The 16,415-nt window shown below is 70.3% G+C and carries 15 protein-coding genes and 1 pseudogene; 4 read left to right on the top strand and 12 right to left on the bottom strand.

Annotated features, from left to right (window positions below):
- Positions 1–2: 2 nt before the first annotated feature.
- The 6 genes from ACIQ9G_RS27590 to ACIQ9G_RS27565 form a co-directional block, all read right to left on the bottom strand.
- On the bottom strand, positions 3–452 hold the full coding sequence (locus ACIQ9G_RS27590; protein WP_403614579.1) for a DUF948 domain-containing protein: 450 nt from the start codon (positions 450–452) through the stop codon (positions 3–5).
- Positions 453–661: 209 nt separating this feature from the next.
- A complete protein-coding gene (rpsD, locus tag ACIQ9G_RS27585) occupies positions 662–1,276 on the bottom strand; it encodes a 30S ribosomal protein S4 (protein ID WP_356185249.1) in 615 nt (204 codons plus the stop codon).
- Positions 1,277–1,577: 301 nt separating this feature from the next.
- Entirely contained in the window at positions 1,578–2,933 is a 1,356-nt protein-coding gene (locus tag ACIQ9G_RS27580) for a replication-associated recombination protein A (protein ID WP_403614576.1), read from the bottom strand.
- Positions 2,934–3,040: 107 nt separating this feature from the next.
- Positions 3,041–3,697, bottom strand: a complete 657-nt coding sequence (locus ACIQ9G_RS27575; RefSeq protein WP_392193787.1) for a vitamin K epoxide reductase family protein — start codon at positions 3,695–3,697, stop codon at positions 3,041–3,043.
- Between the two features lie 360 nt (positions 3,698–4,057).
- The gene (gene hisS / locus ACIQ9G_RS27570; RefSeq protein WP_403614574.1) at positions 4,058–5,320 is read right to left on the bottom strand and encodes a histidine--tRNA ligase; all 1,263 of its coding nucleotides are present in this window, start codon (positions 5,318–5,320) and stop codon (positions 4,058–4,060) included.
- 13 nt (positions 5,321–5,333) lie between these two features.
- Complete coding sequence (locus tag ACIQ9G_RS27565; protein WP_403614571.1) at positions 5,334–6,041, bottom strand: MBL fold metallo-hydrolase; 708 nt, start codon at positions 6,039–6,041, stop codon at positions 5,334–5,336.
- A gap of 190 nt (positions 6,042–6,231) precedes the next feature.
- Here ACIQ9G_RS27565 and ACIQ9G_RS27560 point away from each other — a divergent pair, with 190 nt between their 5' ends.
- The 4 genes from ACIQ9G_RS27560 (at position 6,232) to ACIQ9G_RS27545 (ending at position 9,332) form a co-directional block, all read left to right on the top strand.
- Positions 6,232–7,059 carry a peptidylprolyl isomerase gene (locus ACIQ9G_RS27560; protein ID WP_403614569.1) on the top strand — a complete coding sequence of 276 codons (828 nt, stop codon included), beginning with the start codon at positions 6,232–6,234 and terminating at the stop codon, positions 7,057–7,059.
- Positions 7,060–7,196: 137 nt separating this feature from the next.
- Complete coding sequence (locus ACIQ9G_RS27555; RefSeq protein WP_403614566.1) at positions 7,197–8,426, top strand: DUF349 domain-containing protein; 1,230 nt, start codon at positions 7,197–7,199, stop codon at positions 8,424–8,426.
- 217 nt (positions 8,427–8,643) lie between these two features.
- A complete protein-coding gene (locus tag ACIQ9G_RS27550) occupies positions 8,644–9,129 on the top strand; it encodes a hypothetical protein (protein WP_403614563.1) in 486 nt (161 codons plus the stop codon).
- A 23-nt stretch (positions 9,130–9,152) separates the two neighbouring features.
- A complete protein-coding gene (locus ACIQ9G_RS27545) occupies positions 9,153–9,332 on the top strand; it encodes a hypothetical protein (protein WP_403614561.1) in 180 nt (59 codons plus the stop codon).
- 54 nt (positions 9,333–9,386) lie between these two features.
- On the opposite strand, the gene ACIQ9G_RS27540 is transcribed toward ACIQ9G_RS27545, so the two are convergent.
- The 6 genes and pseudogenes from ACIQ9G_RS27540 to yajC form a co-directional block, all read right to left on the bottom strand.
- Complete coding sequence (locus tag ACIQ9G_RS27540) at positions 9,387–11,924, bottom strand: RelA/SpoT family protein (RefSeq protein WP_403614558.1); 2,538 nt, start codon at positions 11,922–11,924, stop codon at positions 9,387–9,389.
- Positions 11,925–12,224: 300 nt separating this feature from the next.
- Positions 12,225–12,764 carry an adenine phosphoribosyltransferase gene (locus tag ACIQ9G_RS27535; RefSeq protein ID WP_403614555.1) on the bottom strand — a complete coding sequence of 180 codons (540 nt, stop codon included), beginning with the start codon at positions 12,762–12,764 and terminating at the stop codon, positions 12,225–12,227.
- Entirely contained in the window at positions 12,761–13,876 is a 1,116-nt protein-coding gene (gene secF, locus ACIQ9G_RS27530) for a protein translocase subunit SecF (RefSeq protein ID WP_403614552.1), read from the bottom strand. Before secF ends, ACIQ9G_RS27535 begins: the two co-directional genes overlap by 4 nt.
- A gap of 1 nt (position 13,877) precedes the next feature.
- Complete coding sequence (secD, locus tag ACIQ9G_RS27525) at positions 13,878–15,653, bottom strand: protein translocase subunit SecD (RefSeq protein ID WP_403614549.1); 1,776 nt, start codon at positions 15,651–15,653, stop codon at positions 13,878–13,880.
- Positions 15,640–15,894, bottom strand: a pseudogene (locus ACIQ9G_RS27520) (hypothetical protein); the annotation flags it as partial. The pseudogene ACIQ9G_RS27520 and the gene secD, both read right to left, overlap by 14 nt.
- On the bottom strand, positions 15,785–16,369 hold the full coding sequence (gene yajC / locus ACIQ9G_RS27515; RefSeq protein ID WP_403614547.1) for a preprotein translocase subunit YajC: 585 nt from the start codon (positions 16,367–16,369) through the stop codon (positions 15,785–15,787). The gene yajC and the pseudogene ACIQ9G_RS27520, both read right to left, overlap by 110 nt.
- Between the last annotated feature and the right edge of the window lie 46 nt (positions 16,370–16,415).

Below are 16,415 nucleotides of genomic sequence, written 5' to 3'. Positions count from 1 at the left end.
CCTTACTTCTCCCGGTTGTTCCGCTTCCCCCGCCGCGCGGCCGGGACGGTGCGGCCCACGATCACCGTACGCCTGGGCGTACGGGCGGGCCCCTCCTCCTTGCTGCCGGCGAGGGCGCGGCGCACGCCGTATCCGAAGGCGGCGACCTTGACCAGAGGGCCGCCGAAGGTGGAGGCGACGGTCGTCGACAGCGCGGACGCGTTGGACGTGACCTCCTGGACGTCGGAGGCGATCGCGTCGACGCGGTCGATCTGGGTCTGTGCCGAGCGCACCGCCTGCGAGGCGTCGGACAGCAGCGGGACGGCCTGGTCGGTCACGTCCGCCACGAGCTTGGTGGTCGCCCTGAGCGTCTGGGCCAGCCTCGCCAGTGCCACGGCGAGGAAGGAGACCAGGATCGCCCAGAAGACGGCCACCAGGATCCCGGCCACCTCTCCACCGGACACAGTGCGCACCCGCTCCCTGAAATGTGCGTGATCATCGGAACCAAAAGAATCAGTGCACCGAGCCTATCGCGCCGGGAGCGGGGCTCCGTACCGGATTAAGGCCCGCGCACCGCGTGGTCCACGGCGGGCACACACGAGCCCGCCGCCTCACCCGCCCGGAAGGGCGGGGAGACGGCGGGCTGCGGTGGTGCTGCGGTGGTGCTACGGCCTGCTGAGGATCAGCGGGCGTAGTACTCGACGACGAGCTGCTCGTCGCAGATCACCGGGATCTCCTTGCGGTTCGGCTCGCGGTCCAGGCGGAACGCCAGGGCCTTGAGGTTCACCTGGAGGTAGCGCGGGGTCTCGCCCTCGGGAGCGAAGCCACCCTCGCGGGCGATCTGGAAGAGCGTCTTGTCCTTGCTGCGGTCGCGGACCTGGATCACGTCGTCGGGACGGACGCGGAAGGACGGCTTGTCGACCTTCTGACCGTTGACCGCGATGTGACCGTGGACGACCATCTGGCGGGCCTGGTAGATCGTGCGGGCGATGCCCGAACGCAGGACGAGCGCGTCGAGACGGCGCTCGAGCTCGACGATCAGGGCCTCACCGGTCTTGCCCTGGACCTTGGAGGCACGCTCGTAGGCGCGGACGAGCTGGCGCTCGGACACGTCGTACTGCGCGCGCAGACGCTGCTTCTCGAGCAGACGGACCTTGTAGTCCGAGTTCTGCTTGCGGCCGCGGCCGTGCTCACCCGGCGGGTAGGGGCGGGCCTCGAAGTACTTGACGGCCTTCGGGGTCAGCGCGATGCCGAGGGCACGCGACTTCTTGACCTTGGGGCGGGACTGGTTCGCCACTGTGTGTCTCTTTCCTGGTTTCCGGCTTGTCAGGGTGATGGGAGGTCGCATCCGCAGCCGGGGAATCCCGTCGGGTCCACATCGGACCTGCCGGGCAGCCGCTCCCCTGGTCTGGGCACATACGTGCAGCACGCGAGTGGCCCACCGACCTCTCCCGGGCTCCGGGTGGTGGTGGGCTGCCCGCGACACCGATCGACGGTGCGCGACGCTCCTGGAGTCGGTCCCGAGGGACCGGGTCTCCGGCCGGCTGTCCCGCTCTGACTGCGCGGGACTCGGCGCTTCGGGGAAGTCTACAGGGCGCTCAGGACCGCTTCCGACCGAGGTGCTTCCGGGTCCACTCCACCGCGTCCGCGTACCGCGCCTCGGCGCCGTGCCGGGTCGGGGTGTAGTACTCGCGCTCCTTGAGGGCGTCCGGCGCGTACTGCTGTGGGGCGATGCCCTCGGGCAGGTCGTGCGGGTAGACGTAGCCCTGTGCGTGGCCGAGCTTGGCCGCGCCCTTGTAGTGGCCGTCCCGCAGGTGCGGCGGCACCGGTCCGGCCAGGCCCTTGCGCACGTCGTCCAGGGCGGCGCCGATCGCGGTGGTCGCGGCGTTGGACTTGGGGGCCAGCGCGAGGGCGATGGTGGCGTGGCTGAGGGTGAGCGCGGCCTCCGGGAAGCCGATCATGGCCACGGCCTGGGCGGCGGCCACCGCCGTCGGCAGGGCGTTCGGGTCGGCCAGGCCGATGTCCTCGCTGGCGGAGATCATCAGCCGGCGGGCGATGAAGCGGGGGTCCTCCCCGGCCTCGATCATCCGGGCCAGGTAGTGCAGGGCCGCGTCGACGTCGGAGCCGCGGATGGACTTGATCAGGGCGCTGGCCACGTCGTAGTGCTGGTCGCCGTCGCGGTCGTACTTCACGGCGGCGCGGTCGACCGTCTCCTCCAGCGTCCGCAGGCCGATCTTCGCCTCGCCCTTGTCCAGGGCGGCCCCGGCGGCGGCCTCCAGGGCGGTGAGGGCGCGGCGGGCGTCGCCGCCGGCGATCCGCAGCAGGTGGTCCTCGGTGTCCTCGGGGAGGGCGACGGTCTCCTTCAGGCCGCGCTCGTCGGTGAGCGCGCGGCGCAGCAGGCCGCGGACGTCGTCGTCGGTGAGCGGTTCGAGGGTGAGCAGCAGGGAGCGGGACAGCAGCGGGGAGATCACCGAGAAGTACGGGTTCTCCGTGGTCGCCGCGATCAGGGTCACCCAGCGGTTCTCCACGGCCGGGAGCAGGGAGTCCTGCTGGGCCTTGCTGAAGCGGTGGATCTCGTCGAGGAAGAGGACCGTCTCCTGGCCGTAGCCGCCGGAGGCGCGGCGGGCGCCGTCGATGACCGCGCGGACCTCCTTGACGCCCGCGGTGATCGCCGACAGCTCCACGAAGCGCTTGTTGGTGGCCTTGGAGACGACGTACGCGAGGGTCGTCTTGCCGGTGCCGGGCGGGCCCCAGAGGATCACCGAGGACGGTCCCGCCGGGCCGCCCGCGCCCTCGCCCACCAGCCGGCGCAGGGGCGAGCCGGGCTTGAGCAGATGCTGCTGGCCCACCACCTCGTCGAGGGTGCGCGGGCGCATCCGGACGGCCAGGGGGCTTGCGGCCGGGTCCTTCTCCTGGCGTTCTTCTGCTGCGGCGGTGAACAGGTCGGGCTCCACGTCGGCAACCCTATGTCACCCCACCGACAACGCCGCCGGGCCCGGATCCGGGGGCCCGGCGGGGCCCCGGATCCGGGCCCGGAGACTGCTTGCGCGTGGGGAACGGCTCAGGCCCAGAGGCTGCTGCCCCAGCGGGTCAGGATCAGCATGGCGATGACGCCGGTGTGCGTGACCGGCAGGACCCAGGTGAACTCGGCGAGGAAGTTCTTCACCGGGCGCGGGGCGGGCAGGAAGTCGTTGCGGACGTTGAACGAGGTCACGTACCAGAACATGGTGAGCGTGGCGACCCAGGCCAGCGAGCACCACAGGCACAGGGCGTTGATGCGGTACAGCGACTGGAACATCAGCCAGGTCACGAAGCACACGCCGAAGAGCGTGCCGAAGTTGAAGGTCAGCCAGTACCAGCGGGGGAAGCGGGCGCGGGCGAGCAGGCTCATGCCGACGCAGATCACGATGCCGTAGGCGACCAGTCCGAGCATCGGGTTGGGGAAGCCGAAGACGCCGGCCTGCTTGCTCTCCATGACGCTGCCGCAGGAGACGATCGGGTTGAGGCTGCAGCTCGGGGTGAACGTCTTGCCGCTCACCTTGCCCTCGAGGATCTTGAACTTGTCGATCGTGATGACCCACGCGGCGAGCAGACCGGCGGCGCCGGTGATCACCAGGAGCAGGGCGAAGGCGCGGCTGCCGCCCTCCGTCCGTGGCGCGCGCACCGCGTGCTCCGGCTCGGGCTCGGTGGAGACGTCCTTGACTGTCGTCTTGCTCATCACGCCGATTCCGTCACTAGAGGGTCGGGCTTTCTTCGGTCACGGCCATTGTGCCGCACCCGGGCCCGGGTCCACCGTGCGGCGGACACCGGAAGATACGCACGAACGCCCCCGGACGTTCGATTTTCGGCCGGGTTCGGCCGGGCGGGAGGGGCGTCCCCGCCGTCGGCGGCGTCCGTCGCGGGCGGCGCCGCTCGCACACCGAAATCGCCTGGCCGGACGAACCGGCGTGCGCGGAGTTGACCTGCCGGATTGACGGATCGCGGCGACGGCCCGCCCGGCCCGTCCCATGACGAAGGCGCCGGGCACCCTGTGCGGGCGACCGGCGCCTTCGCGGGACGCGCGGGCGGGGCTCCGCCGCTAGCCGAGCCGCGACTCCAGTTCCGCCACGATCTCGTTGACGCCGATCGCCGACTGCTCACCGGACTCCATGTCCTTGAGCTGCACCACGCCCTCGGCGAGGTCGCGCTCGCCGGCGACCAGGGTGTAGCGGGCGCCGCTGCGGTTGGCGCTCTTCATGGCCCCCTTGAGGCCCTTGTGGCCGTAGGAGAAGTCCGCGGCGATGCCGACCTTGCGCAGCTCGGTGACCTTCGCGAACAGCACGCGGCGCGCCTCCTCGCCGAGCGGGACCGCGAACACGCTGGTCGACGCGGGGAGTTGGAGCTCGATGCCCTCGGCCTCCAGCGCGAGCACCGTGCGGTCGACGCCGAGCGCCCAGCCCACCGAGGGCAGCGCGGGACCGCCGATCATCTCCGACAGTCCGTCGTAGCGGCCGCCGCCGCCCACCGCGGACTGCGAGCCCAGGCCGTCGTGGACGAACTCGAAGGTGGTCCGCGTGTAGTAGTCCAGGCCGCGCACCAGCTTGGGGTCGTCCTCGAAGGAGACACCCGCCGCCGTGATCAGCTCGCGGACCTCCTCGTGGTACGCCTTGCAGCCGTCGCACAGGTAGTCGCGCAGCAGCGGGGCGCCGGTGAGCTGCTTCTGGACGGACTCCCGCTTGTCGTCGAGCACCCGCAGCGGGTTGATGTCGACACGGCGGCGGGTGTCCTCGTCGAGGTCCAGGCCGCGCAGGAAGTCCTGGAGCGCGGCGCGGTAGACCGGGCGGCACTCCTTGTCACCGAGGGAGTTGAGCAGGATGCGGAACTCGCGCAGGCCCAGCGAGCGGTACGCCTGGTCGGCGAGGATGATCAGCTCGGCGTCCAGCGCCGGGTCCTCGGCGCCGATGGCCTCCGCGCCGACCTGGGAGAAGTGGCGGTAGCGGCCCTTCTGGGGACGCTCGTAGCGGTAGTACGAGCCCGAGTACCAGAGCTTGACCGGCAGGTTGCCCGCCTTGTGGAGGTTGGCCTCCAGCGCGGCGCGCAGCACGGACGCCGTGCCCTCGGGGCGCAGGGCGAGCCGGTCGCCGCCCTTGGTCTCGAAGGCGTACATCTCCTTGGTCACGATGTCGGTGGACTCACCGACGCCGCGCGCGAACAGCTCGACGTTCTCGAAGCCGGGCGTCTCGACGTAGCCGTAGCCGGAGTTGCGCAGCGGGGCCGCGATCGCCTCACGGACGGCCAGGTACTTGGCGGAGTCCGGCGGGATCAGGTCGTACGTGCCCTTGGGGGCCTTGAAGGTGCTCACGGGAGGTCTCTCGTCACATTCCTCGTCGGGGAGCGGGCTGCGCTCCCTGGCCGGCGGCCACCTGCCGCAGATACGGGTTGGTGGCGCGCTCCTGGCCGATGGTCGTCTGGGAGCCGTGGCCGGACAGCACCACGGTCGAGTCGTCGAGCGGCAGGCACACGCGGGCCAGCGAGTCGAGCATCTCGGCCATGTCGCCGCCGGGCAGGTCGGTGCGTCCGACGGAGCCGGCGAAGAGCAGATCCCCGGAGAACAGGACCGACGGGATGTCGGCCGTCTCGGGCATCCGGAAGGTCACCGACCCCTTGGTATGGCCCGGCGCGTGCGCGACCGACAGCTCCAGACCGGCCAGTTCCAGCTTCGCGCCGTCGGTCAGCTCCGCGACGTCGTCGGGCTCCCCCACGGTCAGCTCGCCCATCAGCGGCATCCCGATGGAACGGCCGAGCGCCTTCTCCGGGTCGCTCATCATGTACCGGTCGGCGGGGTGGATCCAGGCGGGCACGTCGTGGGCGCCGCAGACGGGGACGACCGAGGCCACATGGTCGATGTGGCCATGGGTGAGGACGACCGCGACGGGCTTGAGCCGATGCTTTCTGATCGCGTCCTCGACGCCCTGGGCGGCCTGGTGGCCGGGGTCGATGATCACGCACTCCTCACCGGCGGCGGGGGCGACGAGGTAGCAGTTCGTCGCCCAGGCCCCGGCGGGGAACCCGGCAATGAGCACGATCGTCCTTCGTTGTGTCGGTTGGGGTGGACTTCGGCGGGGCCGCGCGTGGCTGAGCCCGTCGTCAGAGCCTACCGGCGCTGCCGAATCCTCAGCGAACCCATATACGGTACGGGTCACACCCCCAGCGGTCGGCTCACTCGACGCACGTGCACCGGTCGACCCAACAGACGCATGAGGAGAGAACCCGGTGGTCAGCCAGGAACAGCGGCGGCGTCAGCTCGCCCGGGAGAAGTTCTTGCGGCAGCAGCAGCGGCGCACCGCCTCGCGGCGCAAGGCCCGCGTGCGCAACTCCGTGATCGCGTCGGTCCTCGGCGTGGTGGTCATCGGCAGTGTGGCGCTCTACACGACCGGCGTTCTCAAGAACGACGACAAGGCCAAGGCGAGTTCGGACGTCTCCCCCAGCCCCTCCGCGCCCAGCAAGGCCCCGGACCCGTGCGCGAAGCCCGCCGCCGGCTCGGTGAAGAAGCTGAGCTGGAAGAAGGAGCCGGCGATGACGGTCGACACGTCGGCGAAGTACACGATGAAGCTCGCGACGACGTGCGGCGACATAGACCTGGCGATGAAGACGGCGGCCGCGCCGCACACGGTCAACTCCTTCGCCTTCCTCGCGGGCAAGGGCTTCTTCGACCACACCAAGTGCCACCGGCTCACCACCAGCGGCATCTACGTCCTGCAGTGCGGCGACCCGACGGGCTCGGGCAGCGGCGGTCCCGGGTACACGATTCCCGACGAGAACCTCAAGGACCCGAGCCTCAAGGGCAACGTCTACCCGGCGGGTACGGTGGCGATGGCGAACACCGGGCAGAAGCACACCGGAGGAAGCCAGTTCTTCCTCGTCTACCAGGACAGTCAGCTTCCGCCCAGCTACACACCGTTCGGCACCGTTTCCGAATCGGGTATGAAGGTGCTGAAGAAGATCGCCGCCGCCGGCGCGCAGCCGGCCGATCCGAGCACGGGCAACACCGCCCCGAACGCAACGGTCGTGGTCAACAAGGCCTCGGTCGGCAAATCCTGACCGTCAACTGCGAAATTTCGGTCGCGCTGGATGCGGACAGGCCGCCCGCCGGTCGCCTATGTTGGCCGTGACGAAACTGTGGACGATGCCCGGGGGAGCTTCGAGGCCCCTCGCAGGCATCATGTGGAGGAGGCGCTGTGAGCAGCGACCCGTGGGGCCGCGTCGACGAGACGGGGACCGTGTACGTGCGGACGGCCGAGGGCGAGCAGGTCGTCGGTTCCTGGCAGGCCGGCTCCCCTGACGAGGCACTGGCCTACTTCGAGCGCAAGTACGAGGGCCTGGTTGTCGAGATCGGCCTCCTCGAGAAGCGAGTGCAGACCACCGATCTGTCGGCCAAGGACGCGCAGGTCGCCATCGACCACATCCGTGAGCAGGTCGACGCGCACCACGCGGTGGGCGACCTGGACGCGCTGCGGGTCCGGCTGGACAAGCTGGTCGCGGCGGTCGAGTCGCGCCGCGAGGAGCGCAAGGCGCAGCGCGCCCGGCAGACGGACGAGGCCCGGCACGCCAAGGAGGCGCTGGTCACCGAGGCGGAGGAGCTCGCGCGGTCCGACCAGTGGCGGGCGGCCGGCGAGCGGCTGCGGTCCCTGGTGGACACCTGGAAGGGGCTGCCGCGGCTCGACCGCAAGTCGGACGACGAGCTGTGGCACCGCTTCTCGCACGCGCGGTCGGCGTTCTCCAAGCGGCGCAAGGCGCACTTCGCGCAGCTTGACGCGCAGCGCGAGGAGGCGCGGAAGGCCAAGGAGCGGCTGGTCGCCGAGGCGGAGGCGCTGTCGGACTCGACGGACTGGGGACCGACGGCGGCCCGCTACCGCGAGCTGATGGCGGAGTGGAAGGCGGCGGGCCGCGCCCAGCGCGAGCACGAGGACGACCTGTGGAACCGCTTCCGCGGCGCCCAGGACGTCTTCTTCGCCGCCCGCGGCTCGGTCTTCGCCGAGCGCGACGCCGAGCAGGCGGAGAACCTGAAGCTGAAGGAGGAGCTGGCCGAGGAGGCCGAGAAGCTCCTGCCGATCACGGATCTGAAGGCCTCCCGGGCCGCCTTCCGCTCGATCAACGAGCGGTGGGAGGCCATCGGTCATGTGCCCCGGGACGCCCGTCCGCGGGTCGAGGGCCGGATGCACGCGGTCGACCGGGCGCTGCAGGACGCCGAGGAGACCGAGTGGCGCCGGACCAACCCGGAGGCGCGCGCGCGTGCCGAGGGTCTGACCGGCCAGCTCCAGGCCGCCGTGGACAAGCTGCGGGGCCAGGTCGAGCAGGCCCGGGCCCAGGGCAACACCGCCAAGGCGGACAAGCTGGAGAAGGAGCTGGAGGGCCGTCAGGCGCTCCTCGACCAGGCTCTGAAGGGGCTGCACGAGTTCGGAGGCTGAGACGGACGTCGGCCGCCGCGGCCGACGTAGCGTGGGAGGATCCCGGCCCAGGGCCGGGATCCTCCCACGACTCTTTTTCGGGACAGTCGGTTCCACCCGGCGCGGTGATGCTTCCCTCAGGGCCCGCGTTTGAAGGCGGGCGATCTTCTGTGATTCAGTTGATCACACGGCGGAATTAACCAATCCACCGTATGACGAACTGAAAAACGAGGGGAAAATGCGAATCCGCATCGCAGGGATCGCCGTGACGCTGGCTGCCGCCACCGTCACGGCGGGCACGGTCATGACGTCGAATGCCTACGCCGCAAATCATGTCTCCAGCCAGGAATACAGGTTCTACCCTGGCGGCGGAGCAGGCAGCACCCGGACCGGGGAAATCGACTTCATAGTGACCACCACCCGCGACGGCAAGGGGAAGCTGGTCGACGTCAAGGCCACGCTGTCCGGGCACAACAACATGCAGGGCCAGGCCCTGGGCATCAAAATGGATTTCACCCAGCCTTATGTGAAAAAGGGCGAGAGCGGGCGTTACCACGTCCAGGGAAAGGTTGTGCTCCAGGCGTGCATTGCCAAGAAACTGCCCGTGTGCGGCCCCTCGGGAACCGTGACATTCAGTGATGTGGTGAACATGTACGGCCCGCAGAGTCCGGCAACCGCCACGAGTTCCAATCCGCGGGTGTGGCCGATTTACACGAGCCCCTGAACAACAGAACCGGGGAGGCAGGGTTGAAAAAGATCTGGGCCGAGGTGGCGGGCGTCGTACTGGCCCTGATCCTCATGGCAGTGGGCCTCGGCTATCTGGCGGACGAGCCGGACAAGTCTCCGTGGATCGCGGGTGCCGGCGGTTTCCTCGTCGTGGCCGGGACCGTCCTCTTCGTGAAGTACGTCCGACGGCTCCGGTCCTGACGGGTCCGAGGCAATGGAAGCGGGCCGGGCGGACGGACTGCCCGGCCCGCTTCGTCACGCCCGGCTGCGGGCCGACGTCATCCGGTACACGTCGTAGACGCCCTCCACGCCGCGGACCGCCTTCAGGACGTGCCCCAGATGCTTGGGGTCGCCCATCTCGAAGGTGAAGCGGGAGATGGCGACGCGGTCGCGGGAGGTCTGGACGGCCGCGGACAGGATGTTGACGTGCTGGTCGGACAGCACGCGCGTGACGTCCGACAGGAGCCGGGAGCGGTCCAGGGCCTCGACCTGGATGGCGACCAGGAAGACCGAGGACTGCGTGGGCGCCCACTCGACGTCGAGGATCCGCTCCGGCTCCCGGGACAGTGACTCCACGTTGGCGCAGTCGCTGCGGTGAACCGATACGCCGTTACCGCGGGTGACGAAACCGATGATCGGATCGCCGGGGACGGGCGTGCAGCAGCGGGCCAGCTTGACCCACACGTCGTCGACGCCCTTGACGACCACGCCCGGGTCGGCGCTGGTGCGACGCTTGCGGCCGCGCCCGCGCGACGGCGGCACGCTCTCGTCGATCTCCTCGGTGGCCGCCTCCTCGCCGCCGAGCGCCTGGACCAGCTTCTGCACGATGTTCTGGGCGGAGACATGGCCCTCGCCGATCGCCGCGTAGAGCGCGGAGATGTCGGAGTAGCGCATCTCGTGCGCGAGGGTGACCAGCGAGTCTCCGGTCAGGATGCGCTGGATCGGCAGGTTCTGCTTGCGCATCGCGCGGACGATGGCGTCCTTGCCCTGCTCGATCGCCTCGTCGCGCCGCTCCTTGGAGAACCACGCCCGGATCTTGTTGCGGGCGCGCGGCGACTTCACGAAGCCGAGCCAGTCGCGGGAGGGGCCCGCGCCGGTCGCCTTGGAGGTGAACACCTCCACCAGGTCGCCGTTGTCGAGGGTCGACTCCAGCGGGACGAGGCGGCCGTTGACCCGTGCTCCTATGGTGCGGTGGCCCACCTCGGTGTGGACCGCGTACGCGAAGTCCACCGGGGTCGCCCCGGCCGGAAGCGCTATGACGTCGCCCTTGGGCGTGAAGACGAAGACCTCGTTGCGGGAGAGGTCGAAGCGCAGCGACTCCAGGAACTCGCTGGGGTCCTCGGTCTCCTTCTGCCAGTCCAGCAGCTGCCGCAGCCACGCCATGTCGTTGATGGCGTCCTTGTCCTTGCCGGACGCCTTGGGCACGTCGGTGCGCACCTTGGAGGCGCCCGCGACGGCCTCCTGCTTGTACTTCCAGTGCGCGGCGATGCCGTACTCGGCGCGGCGGTGCATGTCGAACGTGCGGATCTGGAGTTCGACCGGCTTGCCGCTCGGTCCGATGACCGTCGTGTGCAGCGACTGGTACATGTTGAACTTGGGCATCGCGATGTAGTCCTTGAACCGCCCCGGAACCGGGTTCCAGCGGGCGTGGACCGTGCCCAGAGCCGCGTAGCAGTCGCGGACGGTGTCGACCAGGACGCGGATGCCGACCAGGTCGTAGATCTCCGCGAAGTCGCGGCCGCGGACGATCATCTTCTGGTAGACGCTGTAGTAGTGCTTCGGGCGTCCGGTGACGGTGGCCCGGATGCGGGCGGCGCGCAGGTCGGCCTGGACCTCGTCGATCACCTTGGCGAGGTACTCGTCGCGCTTGGGGGCGCGCTCGGCGACCAGGCGGACGATCTCGTCGTACATCTTGGGGTAGAGGATCGCGAAGGCGAGGTCCTCCAGCTCCCACTTGATGGTGTTCATGCCCAGGCGGTGGGCGAGCGGCGCGTAGATCTCCAGGGTCTCGCGGGCCTTCTTCTCCTGCTTCTCGCGCTTGAGGTAGCGCATGGTGCGCATGTTGTGCAGGCGGTCGGCGAGCTTGATGACCAGGACCCGCGGGTCCTTGGCCATGGCGACGACCATCTTGCGCACGGTCTCCGCCTGCGCGGCCTCGCCGAACTTGACCTTGTCCAGCTTGGTGACACCGTCGACGAGCAGCGCGACGGTGTCACCGAAGTCGCGGCGCAGCTGGTCCAGGCCGTACTCGGTGTCCTCGACGGTGTCGTGCAGCAGGCCGGCCATGAGCGTGGCCGGGTCCATGCCGAGCTCGGCGAGGATGGTGGTGACGGCGAGCGGGTGCGTGATGTACGGGTCGCCGCTCTTGCGCTTCTGGCCGCGGTGCCAGCGCTCGGCGACCTGGTAGGCGCGCTCGATCTGGCGGAGCGTGGCGGCGTCGATCTTCGGGTCGTTGCTGCGCACTATCCGCAGCAGCGGCTCCAGCACCGGGTTGTACGGGTTGGCGCGCTGGACGCCGAGACGGGCGAGGCGGGCGCGGACGCGGTTCGAGGAGCCGGAGCGGGCGGGCTGGCCCGCGGACGGCCGCACGGCCGGCGGGTTCACCGGACGCTCGGACGAGGCCGGCTTGGGGCGCGAGGGCTCCGACGACTTGCCGACGGGCGCGGCCTGGGCGTGCTCGACCGCCCCGCGGCTGTCGTTGACCGCGTGGGGCGCGGTCGGCGCGGGCTTGGCCGCGGGCGCCGAGCCGGGCTCGGGCTTGGCGGCGGTCAGTGGCTGGGCCTCGTCTGGCAAGAGGGCTCCTCGTGCGCGGTCCGGGTCCCCCGGTCAGGCTCCGGAGACCCCATGGTATCGATCCCGGGCTCCGGGATCGCCTCCAGCCCGGTGCGCGGGCCGGCTGCTCGGGGAAACACCGCGGGCGGCCGTAGGATTCCTCCGGCCCCGGGTCTCCCCTACCCAAGGGTACGGGCGAGGAGGTGCCTGTGGAGTGCCCACGGCACGGGCGGGGACACGGGAACGGGCGCCCCGGGACGAATCCCGGGGCGCCCGTCGGGTCCGTGGGGCATGCCCCCGGACGGTGCTCGGTGCCTGCCGTCAGACCGTGATCAGCGCCTTCAGCGGAGCCCCGGCGAGCGCGGGCTCCAGCCGGGCGCGGCCGGCCAGAAAGGCGAGCTCCATCAGGACCGCCACGCCCGCCACCTCGGCGCCCGCCCTGCGGATGAGCTGGAGCGAGGCCTCGGCGGTGCCCCCGGTGGCGAGGACGTCGTCGACCACCAGAACGCGATCGTCCCCACAGAGGTCCTCCGCGTGCACCTCGATCTCGGCGGAGCCGTACTCCAGGTCGTACGCCTGGCGGAGGGTGGCCCCGGGGAGCTTGCCCGCCTTGCGCACGGGGATGAAGCCGAGGCCCGCGCGGACGGCGACCGGGGCGCCGAGGATGAAGCCCCGGGCCTCCAGGCCGACGACCTTCGTCGCGTCGGTGCGCACGGCGATCTCCGCCAGCGCGTCGGTGAGCGCGGTGAAGGCCGGCGGGTCCGCCAGGAGCGGGGTGATGTCCTTGAACATCACGCCCGGCTCCGGATAGTCGGCCACGTCCCGGATCCGGCTGAGCAGCAGCTCTTCTATGTCGGTCATCGGCGCTTCCCGGACGGGCGGCCGCGGCCGCGGCCACGGGAGGCGGGCTGGTTGCGCGGGCCCACGACGGCAGCGGCGGCGACGTCCTCGGAATCGTCGCCGTGCGCGTCGGCCGCGGCGGCGGCGAGGGGCTCGTCCTGGGCCGGGCCCTGCGCCCGCTTGGCGAGGACGCGCTTGCGCAGCGCCTTCATCTGCGGCTCGCGCTCCTTGAGGTCGGCGACGAGCGGCGTGGCGATGAAGATCGAGGAGTACGCACCGGCCGCGAGGCCGACGAACAGCGACAGCGAGATGTCGTTGAGCATGCCGGCGCCGAGCACACCGCCGCCGATGAACAGCAGGCCCGCCACCGGCAGCAGCGCGACGACGGTCGTGTTGATCGACCGCATCAGGGTGCTGTTGATGGAGCGGTTGGCGACGTCGCTGTAGGTCCAGCGGGTCTGCTTGGTGATGTCCTTCGTCTGCTCCTTGAGGCTGTCGAAGACGACGACCGTGTCGTAGAGCGAGTAACCGAGGATGGTGAGCAGACCGATCACCGTGCCCGGCGTGACCTCGAAGCCGACGAGGGCGTAGATGCCGGTGGTGATGGTGATGTCGTGGACCAGGGCGACGAGCGCGGCCACGGCCATGCGCCACTCGAAGGCGATCGCGAGGTAGATCACGACCAGGACCATGAAGATCGCCAGGCCCTCCCAGGCCTTGTTGGCGATCTGCTCGCCCCAGCTGGGGCCGACCAGGTCGGCGTTGATCTTGTCGGAGGGCAGGCTCAGGTCCTTGGCCAGCTCCTCCTTGATCTGGTCGGACTTGCCGGTGTCGATGCCCGCGATCTGGATGCGCAGACCGCCGTTGCCGAGCTTCTGCACCACCGCGGTGTGGCCGGAGGCGTCCTGGGCGAAGCTCTCCCCCTGGGCCACCGACGCGCTCGTCTTCGGGGTGGTGAAGACCGCTCCGCCCTGGAACTCGATGCCCATGTTCAGGCCGCGCACCGCCAGGCCGAGCACGGCCGTGATGGTGATCAGGATGGAGACGCCGTACCAGATCTTGCGGTTGCCGACGAAGTCGTAGCCGACCTCGCCACGGTGGAGTCGGGCGCCGAGGTTGCCGAGCTTCGACATCTCACGCCTCCTTCGGGTCGACAGGACGGGCGGGGCGGCGGGTGCGGCGCAGCGGGGGCTTGGCACCCAGGGCCTTCGGGTCGAGGCCGGACCACTTGTGGCCGTTCGCGTAGAACTTCCTGCGGGCGAGGATCGTCATCAGCGGCTTGGTGAAGAGGAAGACGACGACCACGTCGAGGAGGGTGGTCAGGCCCAGCGTGAACGCGAAGCCCTGGACCTTGCCGACGGTGACGATGAACAGCACCGCGGCGGCGAGGAACGACACGAAGTCGGAGACCAGGATGGTGCGCCGGGCACGCGGCCAGGCACGCTCGACGGCGGGGCGCAGGGAGCGGCCCTCCCGGATCTCGTCGCGGATCCGCTCGAAGAAGACGATGAACGAGTCCGCCGTGATGCCGATGGCGACGATGGCGCCGCAGACGGCCGGCAGGTTGAGCGCGAAGCCGATGGTCGGGCCGAGCAGGGCCATGATCACGTAGGTGAGGATCGCGGAGACCAGCAGCGACGGAACGGCGATGACCGACAGGCCGCGGTAGAAGAGCAGCAGGTAGATGACGACCAGGGCCAGGCCGATCGCGCCCGCGATCAGGCCGGCGTGCAGCTGCTCACCGCCGAGCGCGGCGGTCACCGTGGTGACGCTCGCCTCCTTGAAGGTGAGCGGGAGCGCACCGTAGGACAGCATGTTGGACAGGCTCTGCGCGTCCTCCTGCGTGAAGCTGCCGGAGATCTCCGCGCTGCCGCCGGTGATGGACGTCTGCACGTACGGGTGCGAGACGACCTCGTCGTCGAGGACGATCGCGAACTCGTTCTGCGGGGTCTGCTTCTGGGAGAGCTGACCGGTGATGTCCGCGAACTTCTTCGTGCCGCTGTCGTTGAAGGTCATCTGGACCTGCCAGCCGGCGCCGCCCTGCGTGTCGAAGACCGCCTGGGCCTTCTTGACCTCGGTGCCGTCGACGGCGACCGGGCCGAGCAGGAACTTGCTCCAGGTCTTGCCGTCCTTGCCGCAGGCGACGGTGGGGTCGCCGGGCTGGGCGCCCTTGCCGGCGTTCGCCCGCTGGTCGGGCTTGGCGCAGTCGAGGGCGGTGTACGCGGCGGCGAGCTTGCCGGTCGCGTCGCCCGCGCCACCGCTCGGGGTGGGCGAGGCGGGGGTGGAGGGCTTGGCGGAGCCGGAGGGCTTGGCGGAGGCCGAGCCGGTCGCGGACGGGGTGGCGTCCGCCTTCAGCCCGTCGGTGACGGCGCGGCCCTGCGAGGTCGCGGACGCGGTGGGGGCGGCGGAGCCGGGGGTCGCCTTGCCCTTGGCGCCGCTCGACGCGCTCGGAGAGGGGCTGCCGCTCGGGCTGGTGCCGGGGCTCGGGGAGGCGCCGGTCGTGGAGGCCTCGCGCTGGAGGACCGGACGGAAGTAGAGCTTCGCGGTGGTGCCGACCTGGTCCCGGGCCTCCTTGGAGTTGGTGCCCCGGGGGATGTTGACGATGATGTTGCGATCGCCCTGGGTCTGGACCTCTGCCTCGGAGACACCCAGACCGTTGACACGGCGGTTCATGATGTCGACCGCGGTGGCCATGTTGGTCTTGTTGATCGCGTTCGGCTGGCCCGGCTCGTTGACCGCCTCCAGCGTGATGCTCGTACCGCCGGCCAGGTCGATGCCGAGACGCGGGGTGGTGTGCCCGGAGGCGAACATGCCTCCGGTGAGCGCCACGATGGCGATCAGGATGAGGGCCAGCGAGCGCCACGGCCTGCTCTGGGCGCCCGCGCTCCGGCCCTTCTTAGGTGCTGCCACCTTCTCGTACTCCCTCTCGGGCCGCCCCGGGCCGGGTGGGCTCGGTGGCGGCCATGACAGTGTGTCGGGATCCCGCGCAACTAGAGCACGTCCCAGGGCGCGCGGCCGGTGCCGCGCGCCCTGGGAGGTGACTACTTCGCGTCGGAGTCGCCGTCGGTCTTCTTCGGCTCTTCGTCCGCCTTCGCCTCGACAGCCGGCTTCTCGACAGCCGGCTTCTCGACAGCCGGCTTCTCGACAGCCGGCTTCTCGACAGCCGGCTTCTCGACAGCCGGCTTCTCGACAGCCGGCTTCTCGGCCGCGTCCTTCTTGCCGAGGTCGAGGGGCTTGTCGTCGGAGGCGGCGGCGGCGCCGGCGGCGGCGGCGGGCTCGTCGGTCGCGGTGAGGGAGGAGGCGTCGTCGGGGACGAGGTCGGCGTCGGACTTCAGGTCGTGCTCGATGCCGTGGACGATGCGGTTGTACTCGTCGTCGGACAGGACGGCGCCGATCGAGTTCTTGGCGAAGAGCAGCTCGACACCCGGGCCGGCGTCGAGGAGGACCGTCTCGTCGCTGACCTCCTTGACCGTGGCGTACATGCCTCCGATGGTGCGGACGCCACTGCCGGGCTGCATCTGGTTCCGCATGTTGGCGGCCTGCTGCTGCTTCTTCTTGGCCGACCGGGTCATCAGGAACATGGCCCCGATGAGCACGATGAACGGGAGGAGGGTCACGAGACTCACGGGTCGGAACTTCCTTCACACGACCGCGGTGGTGAGCGGCCTGATG

This window comes from Streptomyces sp. NPDC096152 (assembly GCF_044763235.1).
GTDB lineage: Bacteria > Actinomycetota > Actinomycetes > Streptomycetales > Streptomycetaceae > Streptomyces.
This window is presented reverse-complemented; position numbering and strand designations above follow the sequence as displayed.